The 20,334-nt window shown below is 73.6% G+C and carries 17 protein-coding genes, 1 tRNA gene and 1 pseudogene; 13 read left to right on the top strand and 6 right to left on the bottom strand.

Annotated elements, in window-relative coordinates:
* Positions 1 to 47 precede the first annotated feature (47 nt).
* The 8 genes from BA175_RS04600 to BA175_RS04565 all read left to right on the top strand — a co-directional run bounded on the left by BA175_RS04600 (position 48) and on the right by BA175_RS04565 (position 8,596).
* Positions 48 to 458, top strand: coding sequence for a cobalamin B12-binding domain-containing protein (locus tag BA175_RS04600; protein ID WP_069170325.1), 411 nt, complete (start codon positions 48 to 50; stop codon positions 456 to 458).
* The gene (locus BA175_RS31585; protein ID WP_069169903.1) at positions 455 to 1,762 is read left to right on the top strand and encodes a methylaspartate mutase; all 1,308 of its coding nucleotides are present in this window, start codon (positions 455 to 457) and stop codon (positions 1,760 to 1,762) included. The genes BA175_RS04600 and BA175_RS31585 overlap by 4 nt, the downstream gene beginning before the upstream one ends.
* Before the next feature lie 69 nt (positions 1,763 to 1,831).
* Positions 1,832 to 2,836: an asparagine synthetase A gene (locus BA175_RS31580; protein WP_069169902.1), complete on the top strand. Its 1,005-nt coding sequence runs from the start codon at positions 1,832 to 1,834 to the stop codon at positions 2,834 to 2,836.
* Complete coding sequence (locus tag BA175_RS04585) at positions 2,833 to 4,128, top strand: glutamate synthase-related protein (protein ID WP_069169901.1); 1,296 nt, start codon at positions 2,833 to 2,835, stop codon at positions 4,126 to 4,128. Before BA175_RS31580 ends, BA175_RS04585 begins: the two co-directional genes overlap by 4 nt.
* Positions 4,125 to 4,463, top strand: a complete 339-nt coding sequence (locus BA175_RS04580) for a hypothetical protein (RefSeq protein WP_107407509.1) — start codon at positions 4,125 to 4,127, stop codon at positions 4,461 to 4,463. Before BA175_RS04585 ends, BA175_RS04580 begins: the two co-directional genes overlap by 4 nt.
* A gap of 47 nt (positions 4,464 to 4,510) precedes the next feature.
* The gene (locus BA175_RS04575; protein WP_069169899.1) at positions 4,511 to 5,800 is read left to right on the top strand and encodes an MFS transporter; all 1,290 of its coding nucleotides are present in this window, start codon (positions 4,511 to 4,513) and stop codon (positions 5,798 to 5,800) included.
* Positions 5,801 to 5,807: 7 nt separating this feature from the next.
* Entirely contained in the window at positions 5,808 to 6,575 is a 768-nt protein-coding gene (locus tag BA175_RS04570; RefSeq protein ID WP_069169898.1) for a 4'-phosphopantetheinyl transferase family protein, read from the top strand.
* A gap of 416 nt (positions 6,576 to 6,991) precedes the next feature.
* A complete protein-coding gene (locus BA175_RS04565) occupies positions 6,992 to 8,596 on the top strand; it encodes a hypothetical protein (RefSeq protein WP_175420739.1) in 1,605 nt (534 codons plus the stop codon).
* A gap of 100 nt (positions 8,597 to 8,696) precedes the next feature.
* Here BA175_RS04565 and BA175_RS04560 read toward each other — a convergent pair whose 3' ends face one another.
* The gene (locus tag BA175_RS04560; RefSeq protein WP_438947318.1) at positions 8,697 to 9,638 is read right to left on the bottom strand and encodes a glycoside hydrolase family 6 protein; all 942 of its coding nucleotides are present in this window, start codon (positions 9,636 to 9,638) and stop codon (positions 8,697 to 8,699) included.
* A 226-nt stretch (positions 9,639 to 9,864) separates the two neighbouring features.
* Here BA175_RS04560 and BA175_RS04555 point away from each other — a divergent pair.
* Positions 9,865 to 10,202, top strand: a pseudogene (locus BA175_RS04555) (alpha-galactosidase); the annotation flags it as partial.
* Positions 10,203 to 10,366: 164 nt separating this feature from the next.
* On the opposite strand, the gene BA175_RS04550 reads toward BA175_RS04555, so the two are convergent.
* Both BA175_RS04550 and BA175_RS04545 read right to left on the bottom strand, forming a co-directional pair.
* Positions 10,367 to 10,440 (bottom strand) — tRNA-Pro (locus tag BA175_RS04550).
* Between the two features lie 49 nt (positions 10,441 to 10,489).
* Positions 10,490 to 13,150 carry an ATP-binding protein gene (locus BA175_RS04545; protein WP_069169894.1) on the bottom strand — a complete coding sequence of 887 codons (2,661 nt, stop codon included), beginning with the start codon at positions 13,148 to 13,150 and terminating at the stop codon, positions 10,490 to 10,492.
* Positions 13,151 to 13,257: 107 nt separating this feature from the next.
* Between BA175_RS04545 and BA175_RS04540 the strand changes: the two genes are divergently transcribed.
* The 3 genes from BA175_RS04540 (at position 13,258) to BA175_RS04530 (ending at position 14,720) form a co-directional block, all read left to right on the top strand.
* The gene (locus BA175_RS04540; protein WP_069169893.1) at positions 13,258 to 13,797 is read left to right on the top strand and encodes a DUF309 domain-containing protein; all 540 of its coding nucleotides are present in this window, start codon (positions 13,258 to 13,260) and stop codon (positions 13,795 to 13,797) included.
* 101 nt (positions 13,798 to 13,898) lie between these two features.
* The gene (locus BA175_RS04535) at positions 13,899 to 14,321 is read left to right on the top strand and encodes a DUF350 domain-containing protein (RefSeq protein WP_069169892.1); all 423 of its coding nucleotides are present in this window, start codon (positions 13,899 to 13,901) and stop codon (positions 14,319 to 14,321) included.
* 27 nt (positions 14,322 to 14,348) lie between these two features.
* Entirely contained in the window at positions 14,349 to 14,720 is a 372-nt protein-coding gene (locus tag BA175_RS04530; RefSeq protein WP_438947317.1) for a hypothetical protein, read from the top strand.
* 57 nt (positions 14,721 to 14,777) lie between these two features.
* Here the strand turns inward: BA175_RS04530 and BA175_RS31575 are convergent, their stop codons facing one another.
* The 3 genes from BA175_RS31575 to BA175_RS04515 are packed head-to-tail and all read right to left on the bottom strand — an operon-like array spanning position 14,778 to position 18,870.
* A complete protein-coding gene (locus BA175_RS31575) occupies positions 14,778 to 16,031 on the bottom strand; it encodes an FAD-dependent oxidoreductase (protein WP_069169890.1) in 1,254 nt (417 codons plus the stop codon).
* Positions 16,028 to 17,440, bottom strand: a complete 1,413-nt coding sequence (locus BA175_RS31570; protein ID WP_069169889.1) for an FAD-dependent oxidoreductase — start codon at positions 17,438 to 17,440, stop codon at positions 16,028 to 16,030. The genes BA175_RS31575 and BA175_RS31570 overlap by 4 nt, the downstream gene beginning before the upstream one ends.
* A complete protein-coding gene (locus BA175_RS04515; RefSeq protein ID WP_069169888.1) occupies positions 17,437 to 18,870 on the bottom strand; it encodes an FGGY family carbohydrate kinase in 1,434 nt (477 codons plus the stop codon). Before BA175_RS04515 ends, BA175_RS31570 begins: the two co-directional genes overlap by 4 nt.
* Positions 18,871 to 19,283: 413 nt before the next feature.
* Between BA175_RS04515 and BA175_RS04510 the strand changes: the two genes are divergently transcribed.
* Positions 19,284 to 20,291 (top strand): hypothetical protein, encoded by a 1,008-nt coding sequence (locus BA175_RS04510; RefSeq protein WP_069169887.1) that lies wholly within the window; start codon positions 19,284 to 19,286, stop codon positions 20,289 to 20,291.
* Positions 20,292 to 20,334: the final 43 nt, after the last annotated feature.

The following is a 20,334-nucleotide window of genomic DNA, read 5'->3' as shown; positions in this document are numbered from 1 at the left end:
CGCTCGACTTCCGCCCGGGAAGCGTCCGGAGAAATATGGTCGAAGGCATGAAGATACTCCTGAGCGGAACCGCTTCGGACTCCCACACCTGGAATCTCGTGTATCTCCGGCTGTTCCTGGAGGAACGGGGACACGACGTCGTCGCGCTGGGTCCCTGCGTGAGTCCCAGCCTGCTCACCGCCGCCTGCCGTCGGCACTCCCCCGACGCGGTCGTGCTCAGCAGCGTCAACGGCCACGGTTACCGGGACGCCTCCGCCGCCGTACGCCGGCTGCGCGCCGAACCGGGCCTCGCCGCCCTTCCGGTGGCCGTCGGCGGCAAGCTCGGTGCCGCGGGCCGCTCCGGGGAGGCCGAAGCGGCCGGGCTGCGCGAAGCGGGCTGCGGTGCCGTCCTCGGGGACGGCGCCGACGACCTGGAGGCGCTGTGCGCCTTCCTCGCGGCTGTCCGGGTGGCGGCATGAGCGGCGCCCCGCGCCCTTTCGGCGCGTTCGTCGCGGATGCGGCCGCCGCCGGCCGGCTGGTCGTCCAGCCCCGTATGGGCTTCGGCGATCCCGAGGCCATGCGCACCGGTCTGGCGCGGACCAGGGCCGCCACGGCCACGACCGTCGGCACGCTCACCATCGACAGCTACACCCGCGTCGGCGACCTCGCCGGGGCACGTGCCGCCCTCGCCGAAGGCACCCGGCTCAACGGCTATCCCCTCGCCACCCACCCGCTCGCCGTCACCCGGGCCCTGCTCGACGGCCTGTACGACGCCGACTTCCCCGTCCAGGTCCGCCACGGCTCCGCCCGTCCGCAGGACATCGTCCGGGCCCTGGTCGCGGCCGGTCTCGACGCGACCGAGGGCGGGCCCGTCTCGTACTGCCTGCCCTACGGCCGCACCCCGCTGCGGGAGTCCGTCAGGGCCTGGGCCGAGGGGTGCGAGATCCTGGCCGCGAGCGCCCGCCCCGGCTCCGTCCCCCATCTGGAGAGCTTCGGTGGCTGCCTGCTGGGCCAGCTCTGCCCGCCCGGACTGCTCGTCGCCATGAGCGTGCTGGAGTGCCTGTTCTTCGCCCGGCACGGCCTGCGCAGCGTCTCGCTGAGCTACGCGCAGCAGACCGACCCGGTCCAGGACGAGGAGGCCGTACGGGCGCTGCGCAGGCTGGCCGGTGAGTTCTTGCCGGCCGGGGTGGACCACCACGTCGTCCTCTACACGTACATGGGTGTCTACCCCCGCACCGAGCGCGGCGCGACGCGCCTCCTCGAGGCGTCCGCCCGGCTCGCCCTGCGCTCCGGGGCGCAGCGGCTGCTCGTCAAGACGACCGCCGAGTCCCGCCGCATCCCCACCGTCGACGAGAACGTCCGGGCCCTGGAGACCGCCGCAGCGGCCGCGGCGCTCGCCGGCCCGCCGGACCCGGTGGCCCCGGGCGCCCGGAGCGAGGTCTACGAGGAGGCACTCACTCTCGTGGAGGCCGTCCTCGGCCTGCACACGGATCTGGCCCGAGCGCTGCCGGCGGCTTTCGAACGCGGCCTGCTCGACGTGCCGTTCTGTCTCCACCCCGACAACGCGGGCCGCTCCCGCAGCGTCATCGGCGCCGACGGCCGGCTGCGCTGGTCGGACACCGGCGCCATGCCGATCCGCCCCGACGCCCCGGCGGATGTCGAACCGCTCACCGCCCGCGGCCTGCTCACCACCCTCCATCACATGGCCGACCGCTACGACCGGGCGCCCTCCGCCCCCGTGGCTCTCCGGGCGGCCGACACCCTGACGACCCGCCCGACCTGACCGCCGGCCGCTCCGCGACCGCACCGCGGCCTCGCCCCCCTCGCCCCGCCCACGAACAGGAGCCCCACCATGGACCACGCCCGGCAGCCCACCGGCCCCACCCTGCCGCCCCCGCTCGGTGAACACCTGCGTTCCCCGCAGCTGCGCGCCGCCATGCTCGTCCAGCAGGAGGCCATGCAGGCGGCTCGCGACCATCTGCGCCAGGCCGGCTTCACCGAGCTGCTGCCCCCGCTCGTCGGCCCCGTCACCGATCCGGGCGGCCGGGGCGCCAAGGCCCTGGACGTCGACTACTACGGCCGCCCCTACAAGCTGATGACCAGCGCCATCCTCTACAAGCAGGCGTCCCTGCGCGGCTTCCCGAAGCTCTTCTACATCGCGCCCAACGTACGCGTGGAGCCGGAGGAGACCGCCACCACCGGACGCCACCTGGTGGAGTTCCACCAGATCGACGTCGAGATCGCCGGCGCCCGGCGCGAGGACGCCCAGGAGGTGGCCGCCGGACTGCTCACCCACGTCGTCGAGCACGTGTGGACGGCCGTCCCCGACCTCCTGACCGAACTGGGGCGTCAGGAGGCCGACCTCACGGACGTCCGCAGCGGCAAGTACGACGTGTGCACCCATCAGGAGGCCGTCTCCCGCCTCCTCGGCGCCGGTCACCCGCAGAGCCCGGACAGCGAGATCGACTGGGCCGGCGAACGGCTCCTCTCCCTGGAGAGCGACCGCCCCTTCTTCATCAACGACTACCCCAAGGGCTCGCGGGGCTTCTACGACCGTGAGGACCCCGACCGCCCCGGGGTGCTGCGCAACTTCGACCTCATCGCCCCGCACGGCTACGGCGAGCTGGTCTCCGGCAGCGAGCGCGAGTCGGACTACGCGACCATCGTCACACGTATGCGCGAGAGCGGGGAGAACCCCGCCAAGTACGCCTGGTACCTCAAGGAGGCGCGCGAGGGCATCCCGGCCAGCGCCGGGTTCGGCATGGGTCTCCAGCGCCTGGTCCGCTTCCTCACCGGCCTCGACTCCCTGTGGCAGGTCAGCGCCTACCCGAAGCTCCCCGGGGTGGTGGCCCCGTGAGCGCCCTGACCGCACCCGGCTTCCCGGAACCGGAGATCCGCGCCCGTGCCCGGCGCGGCACCGCCGAGGTCTTCCCGGATCCCGCTTCCTACGGCGCCGAGCTCTTCGGTCCCGGCGCTGCCCACGCCGGCGGAGACGCCCTGGACCGGGCCCGTATCGCCCCGCCCGTCTTCATGCCCGAACGGCTCGAGAAGCTCATCGACCTCGCCCGCGAGCCCGAGCCCGGCGACGTCGACCTGACCACCCGGACCGGCGGCTTCAGCGCCTCGCTGCCGCTGTACCTGTCCGCGTTCGGTTCCACCCGCGCGGGCAGCGGCGACCTCGCCGTCCACGCCTCGCGCCAGGCCGGCCGGCTCGGCATCCCCATGGTCATCGGGGAGAACATGGTGCCCGTCCACGGCTACCGGCGCGGCGGGGAGGCCACCCGCTCCGCGCTGCTCGACCGCGTCGATGCCTACCTCGGCGCCGCGCCCGAAGGCGTCGGCGGGATCGTCGTCCAGCAGTCCACCGAGGACGCCGACTCCGAGGTCTGGAACCTCCTCTACAGCGACCCCGCCACCCGCCCGCTGCTCGAATCCGGTCGGCTGGCCTTCGAGTTGAAGATCGGTCAGGGCGCCAAGCCCGGCCTCGGCGGCATGACCGTCGTCGCGGGCGCGGAGGCGGAACAGCTGGCGGACCGGTTCACGGTCGCCGAGGTGTTCGGCGAGGAGGACGACCGCCGGCTGCGCTGCGCCACGCCCGGCACCTTCACCGAGGAGATCCTGCGCCAGCAGCTGCGTTTCATGCGGAACAACTTCCCCAGGGCCCGTACCTGGGTGAAGTTCCACCCCGGACGCGACATCGGGGACGCCGCACGTGTCGCCTGGGCCGCCGGAGCCGACGCCGTGACCGTGGACGGTGCCGAGGGCGGCACCGGCTGGGCCCCGCGGGTCTTCCTGGACCAGGTCGGGCTGCCGCTCTCCGAGTGCCTGCGCCGGATCGGCCGTCCCGGTGGCTGCCTGCTCACCTCCGGAGGCGTATGGGAGGGCGGACGCGTGCTGCGGGCCCTGGCCCTCGGGGCGCGGGCCGCCGGCCTGGGCCGCGCCGCCCTGATCGCCGTCGACGAGGACCCCGGACACGGTCTGGAACGCCTCGTCGAGAGTATCGCGCTCGAACTGCGTCTGCTGGTCAGCGCCCTCGGCAAGTACGCCGTCACCGCGCTGGACCGCGAGGACCTGTGGTGGCCCGACGGCCCCTTCGACGAACGGGCGTCCCTCGCCCCCGGGCAGGCAGCCGCCGGAGCGGCGGCGTGACCGCGCGGCCGCACCGGCCTCGCGGCCGCACCGTCCAGGCCAGGTTCCAGGTGCGGGAGTCGCCCGGCGTCACGGTCGCCCCCGCCGATGACGGAGCAGGGGACACGGAAGGCCGGGACACCCTGCTCGACACGGCCCGCCGCGCCGCCGAGCGCACGCTCGCCGAGGTGGGCCGGGGCTACCTCGGCGGCCACCTGGAGCTGCGTACCGCCGGCGCACGCGGCCACCGGACCCTGCACCGTGCCGCGGGCCGTGCCGCCGCCCTGGCCGTCACCGCCACCCTGCGCGGGGACGACACCGGCGTCACCGTACGCGCAACCCGGCGCCCCCGCTGAACCGTCAGCCCCGTCCGCTCCGAGCCCTCCCTCAGGAAGCCGTCCCCATGACAACGTATCCCTCCGCCCCGTCGCCCGAGGCGGAGCCCGCCCCGGACTGGCGGCGCATCGGCAGCTTCGTCACCGGCCAGGCCGCCGTCCAGTGCGGAAGCTTCGCCCTCCTCATCGCCATGAGCTGGACCGCGGTCCAGCTCGGCGGCCGGGGCGCCGTGACACTCGTGATCCTCGCCTCCACTCTGCCGCGCGCCCTGATGCTGCTGTTCGGCGGTGCTCTGGCCGACAGCCTCGGCCCGCGCACCGTCCTGCTGCGGGCCACCGCCACCCGGCTCGTCGTGCTCGCCGTCGGCGCTCTCGTCGCCGCGGGCGCCGACAGTCTCTGGCCTCTGATCGCCGTCGCCGTGGTGGAGGGCTCCCTGCTCGGCCTCACCGGCCCCGCCTCCGGCGTCCTGCTGACCCGCCTGGCCCCTCCGGAGCACCTGGGCCGCGCCAACTCCCTCTTCGCGATGGTGCTGCGGCTGGCGCCGATCGCCGGGTCCCCACTGGGAGCCTGGCTGGTGGTGGCGGGCAGCCTGTCCCACGTCATGCTCGTGTCGGCGGCGGGATGCGCCCTCTGGCTGGTCTGCGCCTTCCACGTCACTCACGGCATGTCCCGCCGCGAGAGCGGCACGGGGGCGAAGGCCTCACTGTTCCGGCGTTCCGGCGACGGTCTTCTGCTGCTGGGCGCCCACCCCCGGCTGCGCTGGATGTTCGTCGCCTGCTTCTGCATGGACTTCGCCTTCCTGTGGCCGGCCGAGGTCGCCCTGCCCCTGCGCGCCTCCGGCGAGGGGTGGGGCATCGGCTCGGTCGCGGCGGCCCTGACGGCGTTCAGCGCCGGTGCCCTGGCGTCGGCGGCGGCGGGCGCTGCCCTGGCCCATCGCATCCCCGTACCGGTCAAGCTCGTGGTCACCGGCACCGGGCTCGCCATCGGCCTGGGATCCATGGCGCTGGCGCCCTCCCCGACTCTCCTGGCCGTGGCGGCGTGCGCCGTCGGTCTCTTCTCGGGGCTGAACGGTCCGGCCCTGGTCACGGCGTACCAACAGGCCGTACCCGAGGGCCGGCTGGGCGCCGCGATGTCCACCTTCGCCCTCTCCGGCATCGGCGCCGCGCCCCTCTCGCTCGCCTTCTTCAGCTCGATCTCCGCGCCCTTGGGGGTGACCGGCACCTGGCTGCTCTGCGCGGCCGTCGCCCTGTGCTCGCCCGTGGCCGCCGCCCTTGCCATGCGCTCCCCGGTGACACGGAAGTCCCCCGGCACGACGGAGCCGTCCGGCACCGCCGAGCCCGCCGCCACAGCCGTGTGAGGCATACATGTCCCTGCTGGAATCCAGTCCCCCGCCCGTCCTCGGCCGTCTTCTCCTGCCGGCCGCGCTCCCGCCGCTGCCCGCGGCGCTGCCCCCACCGACCGCTCCCGGACCGGGACCCCGCGGCGCACAGCTCTGGCTGGTCGCCACGGCCGCGCACGAGGAGAGCGCGACGCGGTACGCCCCGCTCGTCCTGGATCCCTCGGAGCTGGCCCGTGCGGAGGAGTTCCGCCGTCCCGGCGACCGCGCCACGTATCTGTGCGCCCATGTCGGCCTGCGCCGGGTGCTCGGCAACCACCTGGGCATCGCGCCCAGGACCGTCTCGATGGCACGAGCTCCGTGCCCGTGCTGCGGCCGGCCGCACGGGCGGCCCGTACTGCCCGACGGGCACCTGCACTTCTCGCTCTCGCACTGCGAGGGGCTCAGCCTCATCGCCGTCGCCGCCGGCCCGGTCGGCGTGGACGTCGAACCGGTGCCCGCCGCACAGACCCTCGTCGAGGCGGCCGACGTTCTCCACCCGGCGGAGTCGGCGGAACTCGCCGCCCTCGACCCCGGCCTGCGCCCGGCGGCGTTCGCCCGGGTGTGGACCAGGAAGGAGGCCTGCCTGAAGGGGCTCGGCATCGGCCTGGGTGCGGACCCCTCGACCGAGTACGTCGGCGCCGGGGAGGCACCGGCCGCCCCGTCCGGATGGCAGGTGGCCGACGTCTCCGTCCCCGACGGTCACCGGGCCGCGGTGGCGGTCCGGTGCGGGGACTTCGGCGCCCGCCCCCGCTGACCGGCCCTCCCGGCCTCGTGCCGGGTGCCCGGACGGTGACACCGCCGGGGCACCGGCACGGACCGAACGGCGCAGCCGGACCGCGGCAGTCGGGGCGGGGCCGCAGCCCTCGAGGTCGCTGTGAACTGGTGTGGTGCCGACGCCGGCCAGTTCACGAGTGGGGTCACTGAGCCGGAGTGGCGGTCGATCCCCTGACTCCTGGTGCACGTCCTTCCCAGGCGGATAGACTCCCGGAGGCTCGGAGCCGATTCCACGGGGGGACGATGCTCGGCGTCGCGGAACTCACACCGGCAGAACAACAATTGGTGGAGGCAGCGTCCCATGGACTGACTGCCGACCTACGGAGCAGCGAGACTCCGTGTGACCCGGGACGCGGCGCCTCATGGGGGCCGGAGCGGACGATCCGAGCCGAGTTGGTGGCCCGACTCGTGACTGACTCCGAGGCACGCCCCCCGCTTCGCCTGGCCGGTGCCCGCATAACGGGCCTGCTGGACTTGGAAGGGGCCACGCTCGGCCGTTGGCTGCTGCTGACCGACTGCTGGATGGACGATCCGGTTGTCCTCACCCATGCCGCCGCACCCCTGATCCGCATGGCCGGCTGCCACCTGCCCGACCTGATCGCCGAGAACCTGCAGATAGACGCGGACCTCTCGTTGGACCAGGGGTTCACTGTTCGCGGTCAGGTCAACGTGGCCCGGGCCCGGATCGGTGGCGTGCTGTGTCTGGACGGCGCGAGGCTCGACAATCCCGGTGCGATCGCCTTGGACGCCGCGCGGCTCACCGCTGGTCATCACGTGCGCCTCGGTGACGGTTTTCATGCCCGCGGCGCGGTCCACTTCCCCGGCGCACAGATCCATGGAGACCTTGTTCTCACGGGCGCGAGGATCGATAATCCGGGCGATACCGCCTTGACCGCCGACCAGTCGCAGATGGCGCAGAGCGTGCTCGCCGAAGGACTGGTCACCGAAGGTGCCGTACGGATGTGTGGCGCGCGTATCGGCGGTTCCCTCACTCTTGCCGGAGCCCGCCTCACCCGTACCGGGGACTGGGCGGTGACCGCTTCCGGCCTGCAGGTGACAGAGAAGATGCACCTCGGCGGCGGCTTCACCGCACGCGGCGGCATCGACCTGCAGGGCGCGCACCTCGGTGCACTCATTTTCGACGGAGCCGAGCTCGACAATCCGAACGGATTCGCGCTGGAAGGCGGCTGGCTTACCGTCGACCGACAGATCTCCTGCCGTCGCGGCTTCACCGCCCGAGGCGAGTTCAGCTTGTACGGTGCCCGGGTCGGCGCTCGGGTGGACCTACGAGAGGCCGGCTTCGCCAATCCTGGGGGCCTCGCTCTGGACTTCGAGCGGCTCAACGCTGCGGCCCTGTACCTGCTGCCCGAGCGTGCCCCGGACGGGCTCGTCGATCTCAGTCACGCACAGATCGGCACGCTCCACGACGACCCCGCTACGTGGTCGGCCCATCTCGACCTGCGCGGACTCGTCTACCAGACGTTGACCGACGACGGCGTCCCGGTGCGCACCCGGCTGAACTGGCTGGAGCGACAGCAGCACGGCTACGCCCCGCAGCCCTATGACCAGCTCGCCGCCGCCTACCGCCGAGCCGGCCAGGAGGACGCTGCCCGGCTCGTGGCCATCCACAAGCAGCGGCGACGGCGCCGTACTCTCAACCCGGCCGGGCGGCTGCTCGACCGGCTGCTGTACCTGACCGTCGGCTACGGCTACCGGACCTGGCTGGCAGCTCTTTGGCTGCTCGCTCTGCTCGCCCTCGGTACTGCCGTCTTCTCCCACGCCTACCCGACACACATGACTGCCACCGGCACCTCGGTCCCGGCATTCCACCCGGTCGCCTACGCCCTCGACGTCCTGGTGCCCATCGTCGACCTCGGACAGCAGAAGGCGTGGCTGCCCACCGGCAGCGCCTTGTACTGCTCGTGGCTGCTCGCCGGCGCAGGCTGGGTGCTGACCACAGCCGTGGCGGCCGGACTGAGCGGCGTACTCAAGCGGAACTGACCCAGCGAGGGACTCAAGGTGGTCGGCTGCCGGTGAGTGGTCAGGCAGCAGGGGGAACGTCCGCCCCGCCGGCGGCGTGCGGGCGGCGGGACTCCCCGGATCAGTAGCCGTAGATCATCTTGTAGGCGACCTCGGGGAGGAACTGGCCGGCCGTGGATCCGGATCCGACACCGCAGTTGCCGTCGGACTCGCCCGGAGTCTTGATCCACAGGAGCATCTCGGCGCCTCCGCCCTTCTGGGTGGGCGTGCCGATGCGGCGGCCTGAGGGGTTGCACCACTCGCCGTTGGTGCCGTTGCCGTTGCGGCTGGTGTCCACGACGAACGGCTTGGTGTAGCCGTAGCGAGCGGCCAGTTCATTGTTGACGGCGTTGCCGTAGGCCGTGTTCTCGGCGGTGGTGATGTAGTTGGAGACGTTGAGCGAGAAGCCGTGGGCCTGCCGGAGGCCGGCTTCGTGGAGACGCCGGGCCATGGTCGCCGCGTCGACCCAGCGCGGGTTGCCTGCATCCATGTAGACCCAGGTGTTGGGAGCTTGGCGGTTGAACTCGACGAGGGCGTTGGTGAGCATGGCCTCGCGTTCGTCGATCTGAGCCTGGGTCATGCAGCCGTAGTCTCCGAGAGAGTCCGGTTCGAGGATGACGACGGCCGGGCGGGCCGCGATACCACCGGCGAACCGGGCGATCCAGTCGGCGTACGCGGACGGCGAAGCGGCTCCGCCGGCGGAGTGCCCACCGCAGTAGTCACGGTTGTAGATGTTGTAGGCGACGAGGATGGGCAGCTTGTCCCGGCCGTCCGCCGCTCCGGCGTAGGCGCCTGCCGCGGTGCCGATGGCGCCGCTCCAGGAGCCGAACCACCGGGCCATGGGCGTGTTGGCGATGGAGGCGTTGATCGCGGCGGCCCGGCCGTCGCCGGGGTTGGCGGCCGCCCACCGGCTCGCGCTCGAGTCGGGATCCGCGTAGAACCCGTTGGTCATGGTGGTGGGGTCGGCGGCGTGGGCGGAGGGCGCGGCGGCGAACGCCAGCGGCAGAGCACAGAGCGCTGCCATCAGAGTGCGGAGTGTGCGGCTCAAGACAGTACCTCGATCTCAGAGGACGTGCGCTTTGGGAGCGCTCCCACTAGAGCGGTCCCAATCGTGCGGGTGGGCGGTTGGGCTGTCAATACTCGGCACAGCATTCGATTCTCACCGAGGGAGTAGGCCCCTGTAGGCCACTGCACCGGAAGCGGTCCCCACATGTGCCTCCCTGGGCCTCCCCGCCTGTGAAAGACACACACAAGGCGCAGGCGGACGCAGGGTGCGCGATGACGGCACCATCGAGGTGTTCGCCAAGCCCCCTGCGGACGGTTCGGTCGCGGTGGGCCTGTTCGACCGGGGCGAGAGCGCAGCGACGGCCACCCAGATCGGCCTGAGCGGTGGACCGTTCACCCTCACCGACCTGTGGACCGGCGGCACGTCGAGCACGTCCGGGCAGATCTCGGCGAGCGTCCCGCGCACGGCGTCGCTGCGTACCGGGTGAGCGGCGGCAGGCGGCCGGCCGCCACCTCACGCCTGCGGGGCAATACCTCCGGCCGCTGCGTGGACGTGGACAACGCCTCCACGGCTGCCGGCGCCGCGACTGACCGGAAGAGGCTCGTCGTACCGCGCTCGCTACCGATCCTCCTCGCCAGGACCCGCTGACCCGGTCAAGGACGCCGACCCCCGACCGGTCCCCGAAAATGGTCAAGGGCCGGTTTCGGATTGCTCCGAAACCGGCCCTGATCTGCGACTGTCTCCAGTCGGGACGACAGGATTTGAACCTGCGACCCCTTGACCCCCAGTCAAGTGCGCTACCAAGCTGCGCCACGTCCCGATGCGATTCCCCCGGCTTTCCCGGGTGGCCGCGCAGGACAAACATTACCTCACTCCGGGGACGGCATCGACGTGCGTACCCGTTGGGCGCGGGTCGCCAGTGCCTCCGCTCCGCAGGCGGTGGCGAGCTTCTGGGCCCGGGCGAGCTCTCTCGCGGAGCGGCTCGCGACCCCGTACTCGAATCGGGCCCTCGCATGCTCGTAGGCGGAGGACGACGTCTCCAGGTGCCGCACCGACTCCGCGAGCAGCTGCGTCGCCTCCTCGGGCGGGGCGAACAGGGCCAGGCAGCGCAGGGCTTCGCCGATCGCCGTGTCCGTACCGAAGCGTTCCGCGTGGACGCGCGCCCGGGTGGCGACCTGGGCCGCCCGGACCGGGTCGGTGTCGGCCAGGGCGCGGGCGAGGTCACCCGCCCACGGTGCCCAGACGCCGTTGAACCGGCCCCGGGGCTCCAGCGCCGCCCCGGCGGCCTCGAGTTCCGCCACCGCCTCCTCGGTGCGGCCTTCGGCGAGCAGCAGCCGCCCGTGGACGCACGGCGCGTCGGGCAGGACCATGGCGCTCGGATAGGGCGGGCCGAAGTCGTACCGGTCGGCGACGAGCCTGGCTTCCGCCGTCCTGCCGCGGGCGAGCAGCGTGTCGACGAGCAGGCAGGTGGCGTCCCAGTGGACCGGCAGGCCGCTGCCCACGCGGTCCGCGAGGCGCAGCCCCTCGCGCAGGAAGCCCTCCGCCTCGGCGAGGCGGCCGCGACGCCGGTGGACCAGGCCCAGGAGGGTGTGGGCGAACGCCAGGTGCGCCCCGCTCCAGCCGGAGATCTCGAAGGCGCGTACGGCTTCGCCGAAGAGGTCCTCCGCGCGGTCGAGCCGGTCGGTGAACGCGAAGGTGATGCCGACCATGGCAGGGAGCTCGAAGCCCCATTCGGTGTCGGTCCAGCCGAGCCCGCGTGCGGGCCGGCCGTCCACGAGGGCGCGTTCGCACAGGTCCACCACGAGTGCGGCGTTCTCGCCGCGGAGCATGGCGTCGAAGGCCCGCAGGGTGAGCAGCGCCCGCTCCGCGTTGTCGCGTCCGGTGAGGTGGTCGGCGTTGCGCGCGAGCCGGGCCGACCGCGCGGGCCCGTCGTCCTCGGCGGCCTGCATGCCCTCCCACAGGAAGTGTGCGGCCTGAAGCCGCATGAGCCCGGGGCCGGGTGCCGTGCGGGAGGCCTCGGCGGCCAGCGAGAGCGCCGCGTCCTTGAGCTGGTTGTTGTGGGACAGGGCGGCGGCGAGGCGGAAGGTGGCGTCGATCCGCAGTGTCTCGTCCAGGCCAGGGGTGTCAAGGGCGGCCCGCAGGTGCTGGACCGTGGTGGCCGGTGAGCTGAGTAGCGTGGCGCAGCCGAGTTCGTACAGCAGGGCGGCCCTGTCGTGGGGGCGCGGCGGTTCCTCCAGGGCGCGTTCCAGGCAGCGTCTGGCCGCTTCCGGTGCGCCGACCGCGAGGTGCTGGCCCGCTGCCTCGCGGAGCTGCGCGACCACCTCCTGGTCGTCGTCCGGGTGCACCTCGAGAAGGTGGCGGGAGGCCGCCGCCGCTCCGAGTCCGGCCTCGGTGATGGCCCAGGCGGCCCGCCCGTGGAAGGCGGTACGGGTGGCCGGCGGGATGGAGCGGTAGACGGCGGAGGCGATCAGCGGGTGGACGAACTCGAGCGGGTCGAATCCGCTGACGATGCGTGCGTCGCGCAGCCGCGCCGTGCAGTCGGCGGCCTCGGCCGGGCTCATGCCCGCGAGATTGGCGGCGAGTTCCTGCGAGATCTCGGTGCCGAGTACGGCCGCGGCCCAGGCGAAGCGGTTGGCGTTGGTGCCCAGCCGTTCGAGGCGGGCGACGAGGCCGCTGCCGCGTGCCGAGGCCCCGAGTTCCCGCAGGAGGCCCGCCGACTCCTCGACCGGGGGCAGTTCGCGGTCCTGCGCCTTGGCGACGAGCTCGACCGCCTCGTACGGGTTGCCGCCGGTGACGGCCCACACCTCGCGGCAGAACGGGTCGTCGGCGTGGTCCCCGAGGCCGGCCCGCACCAGCTCCGCCGTGGCGTCGGGCGTGAGGGCGCGCAGGGCCACGCGTATGAGGGCGGGGTGGCCGGTGTGGCCCGCGCGCTCGGGTCCGCCGCCGGCGACGGCCCAGTCGGCGTCGCGGTCGGCGAGTTCCTGGGGGCGGTGGGCCTGGACCACCAGGAGAGGGAGTTCGGACAGGCGCGTGGTGCAGCCGGCGAGCCAGGCGAGCGATTCGCCGTCCGCCCAGTGGGCGTCGTCCACCATGAGGAGCGGCGGCCGGTGGCGGAGGCGGGAGGCGAGCCGGGAGACGACGTGGTCCAGGCCGTCCCTGACACCCTGGGGGTCGGGCTGCGGTCCGCTGGGTTCGGCGAGACCCAGTGCGGGCGCGGTGATCTCGAACCAGTCGCCGAACATCGCCCTGACCTCGTCGGCGGGGAACTGGTTCAGCGCGGGCTGCAGGAGCTGGCGTACGACGTGGAACGGTACGGACGTCACGGTCTCGCCGCCCCGGGCGGACCAGACGGTGCAGCGGTCGGCGGCCATGGCCTGGATCTCGCGGAGCAGGGCGGTCTTGCCGATGCCCGCCTCGCCGCTGAAGACCAGCAGCCCTCCGGTCGCCTGCCCGCCGCAGAGGGCGTCCAACGCCTGTGCGGCGGCGGCGAGTTCCGGTTCGCGCTCGTACAACGGCCGGGACGGCTTCATGCCTCCCCTTCCCAAGGTGGCTGCGGAGGGTTCCGAGCCTAGTCGTGCGCGGGTCCCCGGGGACAGGGGTCACGGGGTTCCCCGCAGGTGCGAGGCACAATCGGAGGGTGGACGAATCTCGGAGGGACCGTGACGCGGAGGGGAGGGCGCGCAATGCGCGCCCTCGGGACGGGCTGGGGCGCCCCCTGCCCTACGGTTCTCCGGGGGTGGAGCGGCAGCCCGAGGGTGTGGTGCGCTCCCCCGACGAGACGGTGCGTGAGGCGCAGCGGCTGCTGGACGCGGGCATGCCCTTCCACGCGCACGAGGTGTTCGAGGACGCCTGGAAGTCGGGGCCGGAGGCGGAACGGGAGCTGTGGCGGGGGCTCGCGCAGATGGCGGTGGGGCTGACGCACTGCGCCCGGGGCAACGGGGCGGGCGGTGCGCGGCTGCTCCGGCGGGGTGCCGCGGCGCTGGAGGCGTTCGGGGAGCCCGAGCCGTACGGGATCGCGGTGGACCCGCTGATCGCGTGGGCCCGGGAACTGGCGGGACGGGTGGAGGATTCGGTGGGGCGAGCGGGGAGCGGACCCGGGGAGGGCCGTGGGGCGGGCGCCGCGGTCGACGCCGGGGCGGAGGCGCCGCGGCTGCGACCGGGGGGCCACGTCGGGTAACACGCAAGGATGCGATAGGTTTTGCTCTTTCCTGACCGCCTGCCGACTGTCTGTGGCAGGTTCCATCCTCAGAACTGCTCGCTCAGGAGACGGACGTCCCGATGACCGACATCATCAACGGCCTCGGCCGTGCCACCGCGTACGGGGCCCTCGGGGTCGTACTGCTCGTTCTCGGCATTTTTCTGATCGACGCCCTGACTCCCGGCCGGCTCGGCCGGCAGATATGGGAGGAGCGCAACCGCAACGCCGCCGTGCTCCTCAGCTCGGCGCTGCTGGGCATCGGCGGCATCGTGTTCACGTCGATCTGGACGACCTACGAGGACTTCGGGAAGGGTCTGGTGTCGACCGCCGCGTTCGGGGTCCTCGGGCTGGTCATGATGGCCGTGGCGTTCCTCGTCGTGGACCTGGTCACGCCGGGGAAGCTCGGCGCGACGCTGGTGGAGCGGGAGCCCCACCCGGCGGTGTGGGTGACGGCGAGCTGCAATCTGGCCGTGGCCGCCGTCGTCTCGGCGTCGATCGCCTGACCGCGCCCCGTGTGTTCCGGACGGCGGATCCTGTGGTCCGGCGGCCGTCCGGACGCGCAGCCATTACGATCCGGCGTCATGAGCTCTTCTGACCAGGACCAGGACCAGCAGCCCCAGGACATAGCGGAGCCGGCGGCGGGACGCAGACTGACGCCCCGTCAGGCACGTCGGCTCCGGATCGTGCTCTCCTCGGTGGGTATGGCGGGGGTGGCCGTCGTCCTGGCCCTGCGTATCGCGAGCCGGTCGTCCGTCCTGGTCGTCGGCGTGTACGGGCTGGCGCTCATCCTGTGCGGTGTGGTGATCGAGCTGAGCAGGAACGGCCGGACCCGCCTCGGCAGCTGGCTGCTCGGCGTCGGCCTGGTGGCGGCCGTCGGTGCGGACCGGCTGCTCATTCCCTGACCTCCCACCCGCGCCCGCCGGGGACCGCGCGGGCACCTGGCGCGCTCCCCCGCCCGCTCAGAGCGCGCTGACCCGTACGGCCGGGCCGAGCGGGTCGACCCGGTCCAGCCACTCGGCGGCCAGGTGGAACGGTCGATCGGGGACGGCCGGCAACAGGAGCCGCTGCCGGTGGAGTTCGCGCCCTCCCTGGCTGACGAGGAGCAGTGGCCGGGGCAGCCGCCGGTCGGTACGCAGCACGAACCGGCCGCCGGGCGGCCGTTCCCCGCCGGAGCCCGTCACGTTGGGCGCGATCCACCGCAGCGGCGCGTCCACCAGCAGCGGCTGTCCCGCTCCGGCGGGCAGGTCGGTGCCCGCCAGGCGGTGCAGGACGGGTACGGCGACGGCGCGGCCCTCCAGGGCGGCCACGTGCGCGCGCTCCACGGCGTGCAACAGGTTCCCGGCGGCGAAGACGCCGGGCCGCGAGGTGCGGAAGGCGGCGTCGTACGCCGGCCCGCGCGTGCCGGGGTCCAGGGTGAGGCCACCGCGCCGGGCCAGCTCGTTGTCGGGGACGAAGTCGCCGGTGAGGACGACGGTGTCGCAGCGCAGGGTCGTGGTACGGCCGTCGTCGTGGCGCAGCTCCACCCCGGAGAGCCGGGTCCTGCCGTGGAGAGCGGTGACGACGGCGCCGGTGAGCATCGGCAGGCCGGAACGCCGAACCCGGAACGGGGTGTCGGGCCGGCCGGTGACCAGGGCGGCGACCTGGACGCCGGCGGCACGCAGGGTGGCGACGGCCGACCGGGCGACGGGCTCGTCACCGACGACGACCGCCCGGGTGCCGATCCGCTGCCCGTAGAGGTGGACGGCCTGCTGGAGCTCGCCCGTGGTGTAGACGCCCGCGGGCCGGGTGCCGGGGATCAGCCGCGCGGTGCGCGGGCGTTCGCGGGCGCCGGTGGCAAGGAGGACGGCCGTGGCCGTGATCCGTCCGAGCCCGGTGGGGCCCGTGGTGTCGAGGGTACGCGGTCCCGCCCAGCCGGTGACGGTGACTCCGGTGCGCAGGACGGCGCCCGCCCGCACCGCCGCGGCCACGCTCCGCCGCGCGTACGCGGGCCCGTCCGTGCCGCCCCGGGCGTACGGTCCGCGCGGCCGTCCCCCGGTGCGGCGCTCGCCGAATCCGCCGTGGTGGCAGTGACGGGGGATCCCGCCCGCCTCCTGCTCGCGTTCCAGGATCTCGACGTGTCCCGCGCCCGCGTCGGCGAGTTCGGCCCCGGCGGCGAGGCCGGCGGGGCCGGCCCCGACGATCAGGACGTCGACGTGGCGCTCGGTCCGGGTCACGGTCGCTCCTTCTCGAACAGGGCGCGTACGGCGGCGCCGCAGTAGAAGCCCTGGCAGCGTCCGCCGCGGGCGCGGGTACGGCGCCGCAGACCGTCCACGGAGCGCGGCGGGAGGGTGGTGGAGAACGCGTCGCGGATCTCGCCGAGGGTGACCTGCTCGCAGTGGCAGACGAGCGTGCCGTACGCCGGGTCGCGGGCGATCAGATCGGCCCGCAGGTAGGGCCGGGGGAAGGCTTCGCCGATGTTGGGCAGGGTGAGCTCCGGGAGTTCGCGCCGTTCGCCGAGGTCGAGGCCGAGTTCCGCGAGCAGCCCGGTGACGTGGCCGGCGATCGCCATGGAGGCCGTGAGGCCGGTGGACCGGATGCCGCCTACGGTGACGTACCGCCGGCCGGGGTGGTGGCGGATGCGGTAGTCCTCCTGACCGGTGGCGGCGCGCAGGCCCGCGTAGACGGCGGTGACCTCCTCGTCGAGGAGGGCCGGCACGATCCGGCGGCCCTTCTCGCGCAGCAGGCGGATGCCTTCGGCGGTGGAGCCGGTGGCCGTCCTGTCGTCCAGGTCCTCGGAGGTGGGTCCGAGGAGCACGTTGCCGAACACGGTCGGTGCGACCAGGACGCCCTTGCCCGCGGCGGTGGGGACGGGCAGGAGGATGTGGTCCACGAGGCCGCGGGCGAGCTTGTCGAAGACGATGAGCTGACCGCGGCGCGGGGTCACGGTGAACTCCTCGTGGCCGAGGAACCGGTCGAACTCGTCGGCGTACAGTCCGGCCGCGTTGATCAGGTACCGGGTGCGCAGCGGGCCGCGCGAGGTGCTGAGCGTGTGGCCGTCGGCGTCGCTGCCGACACCCCGCACCCGGCAGCCGAGGTGCAGATGGACTCCGGCGCGGACGGCCTGGGTGGCGAAGGCCAGCGGAGTGGTCCATGGGCAGATGATGCTCTCGTCGGGGACCTCCAGCGCGCCGAGCGCGCCCGGACCCAGGTGGGGTTCGCGCGCGCGCAGTTCGGCGGCGCCGATGAGGCGGGCCGCGTGGTAGCCGTTGCGGACGGCTTTGGCCAGCAGTTCGGGCAGCACGGCGCGTTGCTCGTCGTCCCAGGCCACCAGGAGGGCGCCGACCCGCTCGAGGGGGATGCCGGTCCGGGCCGCGTAGGCGGCGAGCAGTCCGTGGCCCTCGCGTACGAGCCGGGCCTCCAGCGAGCCGGGTACGGCGTCGAAGCCGGTGTGCAGGATGGCCGTGTTGGCCTTCGACGTGCCCTCGCCGATGTCGTCGGCGGCTTCCACCAGCGCGGTGCGCAGACGGTATCCGGCCAGTTCGCGGGCGATGGCCGCGCCGACGACGCCCGCGCCCACGACGGTGACGTCGTAAGGCCCGTCGCCCGTGGGCAGGAGGCCGGCCGTGGTGACCGTGACCGTCATGCGCGCTCCAGCAGAGCGTCCACGGCCGTACGGAACCGTGCGAGGCGTGCGGCCGCCTCGTCGGGGCCGATCCGGGGTTCGTAGACGGCGGAGGGCTTCCACCGGGGTGTCGCCTCGCGCGGCGGCAGGTGCGGGTCGAGTCCGAGACGGGCCACGACCCCGGCGCCGAGCGCGGTCACGTCAGGCAACGCGGAGACCTCCACCGGCCGTTGCAGCAGGTCGGCCTGGGTCTGCATGAGCAGGGCCGAGCGGGTGAGGCCGCCGTCGACGCGCAGGACGGTCAGCGGTTCGCCGAGGTCGGCGGCCACGGCGTCGGCGAGGGCGACCACCTGCGCCGCGATGCCCTCGCACAGGGCCCGCACCAGGTGGCCCGCGGTGGTGTCGAGACCGAGACCGGTCACCGAGCCGCGCAGGTCGCTGCGCCACCACGGGGCGGCGAGGCCGGCGAGGGCGGGGACGAAGACGACTCCGCCCGTACCGGGGGCCGTGGCCCCCACCGGGTCGAGGTCGGCGGCACCGGAGATCACGCCGATGTCGGAGAGCCAGCGGACGGCGGAGGCGGCCGTGTAGACCTGCCCGTCCAGGCAGTAGTCCGTACGTCCGCCGAGCCGCCAGGCGACACAGCTGACCAGGCCCGAGGAGCTCCCGCGTGGGCTGCTCCCGGTCTGCGCCAGGAGGAAGGCGCCGGTGCCGTAGGTGCACTTGGCCTGGCCGGGTTCGAGGGCGTTCTGCGCCAGCAGGGCGGCCTGCTGGTCGACAAGGAGGCCGGTCAGGGGGATCTCGCCGCCGAAAGCGGTGGTCGTCCCGACGGGGCCGGCGCAGTCGACGACGGTGGGGAGCCGTTCGTCGGACAGGCCGAAGATCTCCAGAGCGGCGGGCGACCAGCCCACGTCGTGCAGACCGAGCAGCTGGGTACGCCCGGCGGTGGCCGCGTCGGTGACGAAGGCGCCGGTCAGCCGGTGGACCAGCCAGGAGTCACTCGTGGTCACGACCCCTTCCCGGGTCAGCTCGCGGCGGATCCAGGCCATCTTGGGCGCGGCGAAGTACGGGTCGAGCGGCAGCCCGGTCAGCTGCCGCAGCTCCTCACCGTACGCGCCGAGTCCGGCGCAGACGCCCTCCGCCCGCCGGTCCTGCCAGACGACGGCATCGGTGAGCGGGCGGCCGGTCGCGGGGTCCCAGGCCAGGACCGTCTCACCCTGGTTCGCCAGGCCGACCGCCACCACGGGTTCGGCCGCCGCCTCCACGGCCTGCCGGCCGGCGTCCAGGACCGAGCCGAGCAGCTCGGCGGGGTCGGCCTCGACGGACCCCGCGGCGCCGTACCGTGGGCGCACGGGAGCGGAACCGGAACCGATCACGCCGCGTTCCGGACAGATCACCAGTGCCTTCGTGCCGGACGTCCCCTGATCGACGGCGAGTACGGCTCCTGTCATCGGCACTCCCGGCGTGCGGGCCGCCCGGGACCGGGCGGACACGTGATCATTCGGTTCCCGCGCCCACAGTCGTGCAGACCGGCGCGTGCGTCAACCCTGGCTCGCCGCCCCGTGCAGGGCGTGGTCCGAACGGGAGGATCCGGTCCGGACCTGTCGCCGAACGGCCCGATCCGCGGCCAACGTCCGGTTGCGGCAAGGAACTTGAGTAAGATCCGCGAAGTCGCCGGATCGCGGGTGCACGGCGCCTAAACTCACCGCCGAGCAACCAACCGGACGCTTGACGGCAGTTCACGGCTCGAACTGCCCCACCCCCCCACGTCCTTGAGGATCCATGACGCACAGACCATGCCCCGTGCCGCCACGTCCGGCATTCCACCTCGTCCCCTCCGGCCGTCCGGGGACGGGGTACGCAGATGGCATCCACTGACTTCCGGCCGGTCTACCACCCCGCGGGCCACGACCACGCGTTACGCGCGGCGCTCCAGGATCTGCGTACCGGGCGCTGGCTGGCCATGCGGGACCTGCTGGAGAGCACCCCTGACTGGGCGCTGTGGACCCAGCGCACCCAGGTCCTCGCGACCGCGGCGGCCGGGTCCGACGCCGTCCGGGCCTGGCTCACCGAGGAACCGCGGAGCGTGGCGGCGACCGTGATGCACGCCCGGGTGGCCGTGGAGCGGGCGGTACGCGCCCACCGTGAGAACCATGCGCGGGCGCAGGAGCTGTGGCAGGAGGCGTGGGAGGGGTGCCGCTCCGCCGCGCACGCCTCCCCCGCCGATCCCGTCCCGTGGGTCTGCCTGCTGGCCCTGTCCCAGCTCGACGAACGGCAGCGTCTCGAGGAGCACCGGATGCCGCCGCCGGGGCCCATGCTCTTCCCGGGGCCGTGGGGCCTGCTGGCGGAGGCGGACCGACGTGATCCGTTCAACCGCGAGGCCTACCATCGGATGCTGCAGTTCGTCTACGCCAGGGCGGCGAGCGGGACGCTCTCGGAGGCGGTGAACTTCGTCCAGTGGGCGGCCTCCTCGGCTCCGGCGGGCTCACCGCTGCATGTACTGCCGCTGTACGTGCGGGTGGAGCGCTACCGGCGCGAGCGCGGCCACGAGAAGGCGCTGGACCTGCACTGGGTGACCGAGGACGGCGAACGTGACGCGTGGCGCGCGCTGCGCGCGTGGTTCGACGGCGCCGATCCGGCGACGCAGTCCCTGCTCGACCTGAACCAACTGGCCCACGCCCTGTGGGGGTCGCTCCGGTTCGCCGAGGCGGCCCCGGTCTTCCGGGCGCTGGGGCCGTACTACACCTCGGTCCCGTGGGTGTACCGCACGCGTGCGACCTCCGATCCGGCCGGGGCCGAGGACGTGTTCCTCCGCGCCCGGAGCCGCTGCCTGGCAGCGGAGCGCGACCCCGGTGGAGGGCCGCACGGCTGACCGGCCGGCCCCCGCCCCACCTCTTTCCCCGTCCCGTCCACCT

This window comes from Streptomyces griseus, assembly GCF_001715295.1.
GTDB lineage: Bacteria > Actinomycetota > Actinomycetes > Streptomycetales > Streptomycetaceae > Streptomyces > Streptomyces griseus_G.
This window is presented reverse-complemented; position numbering and strand designations above follow the sequence as displayed.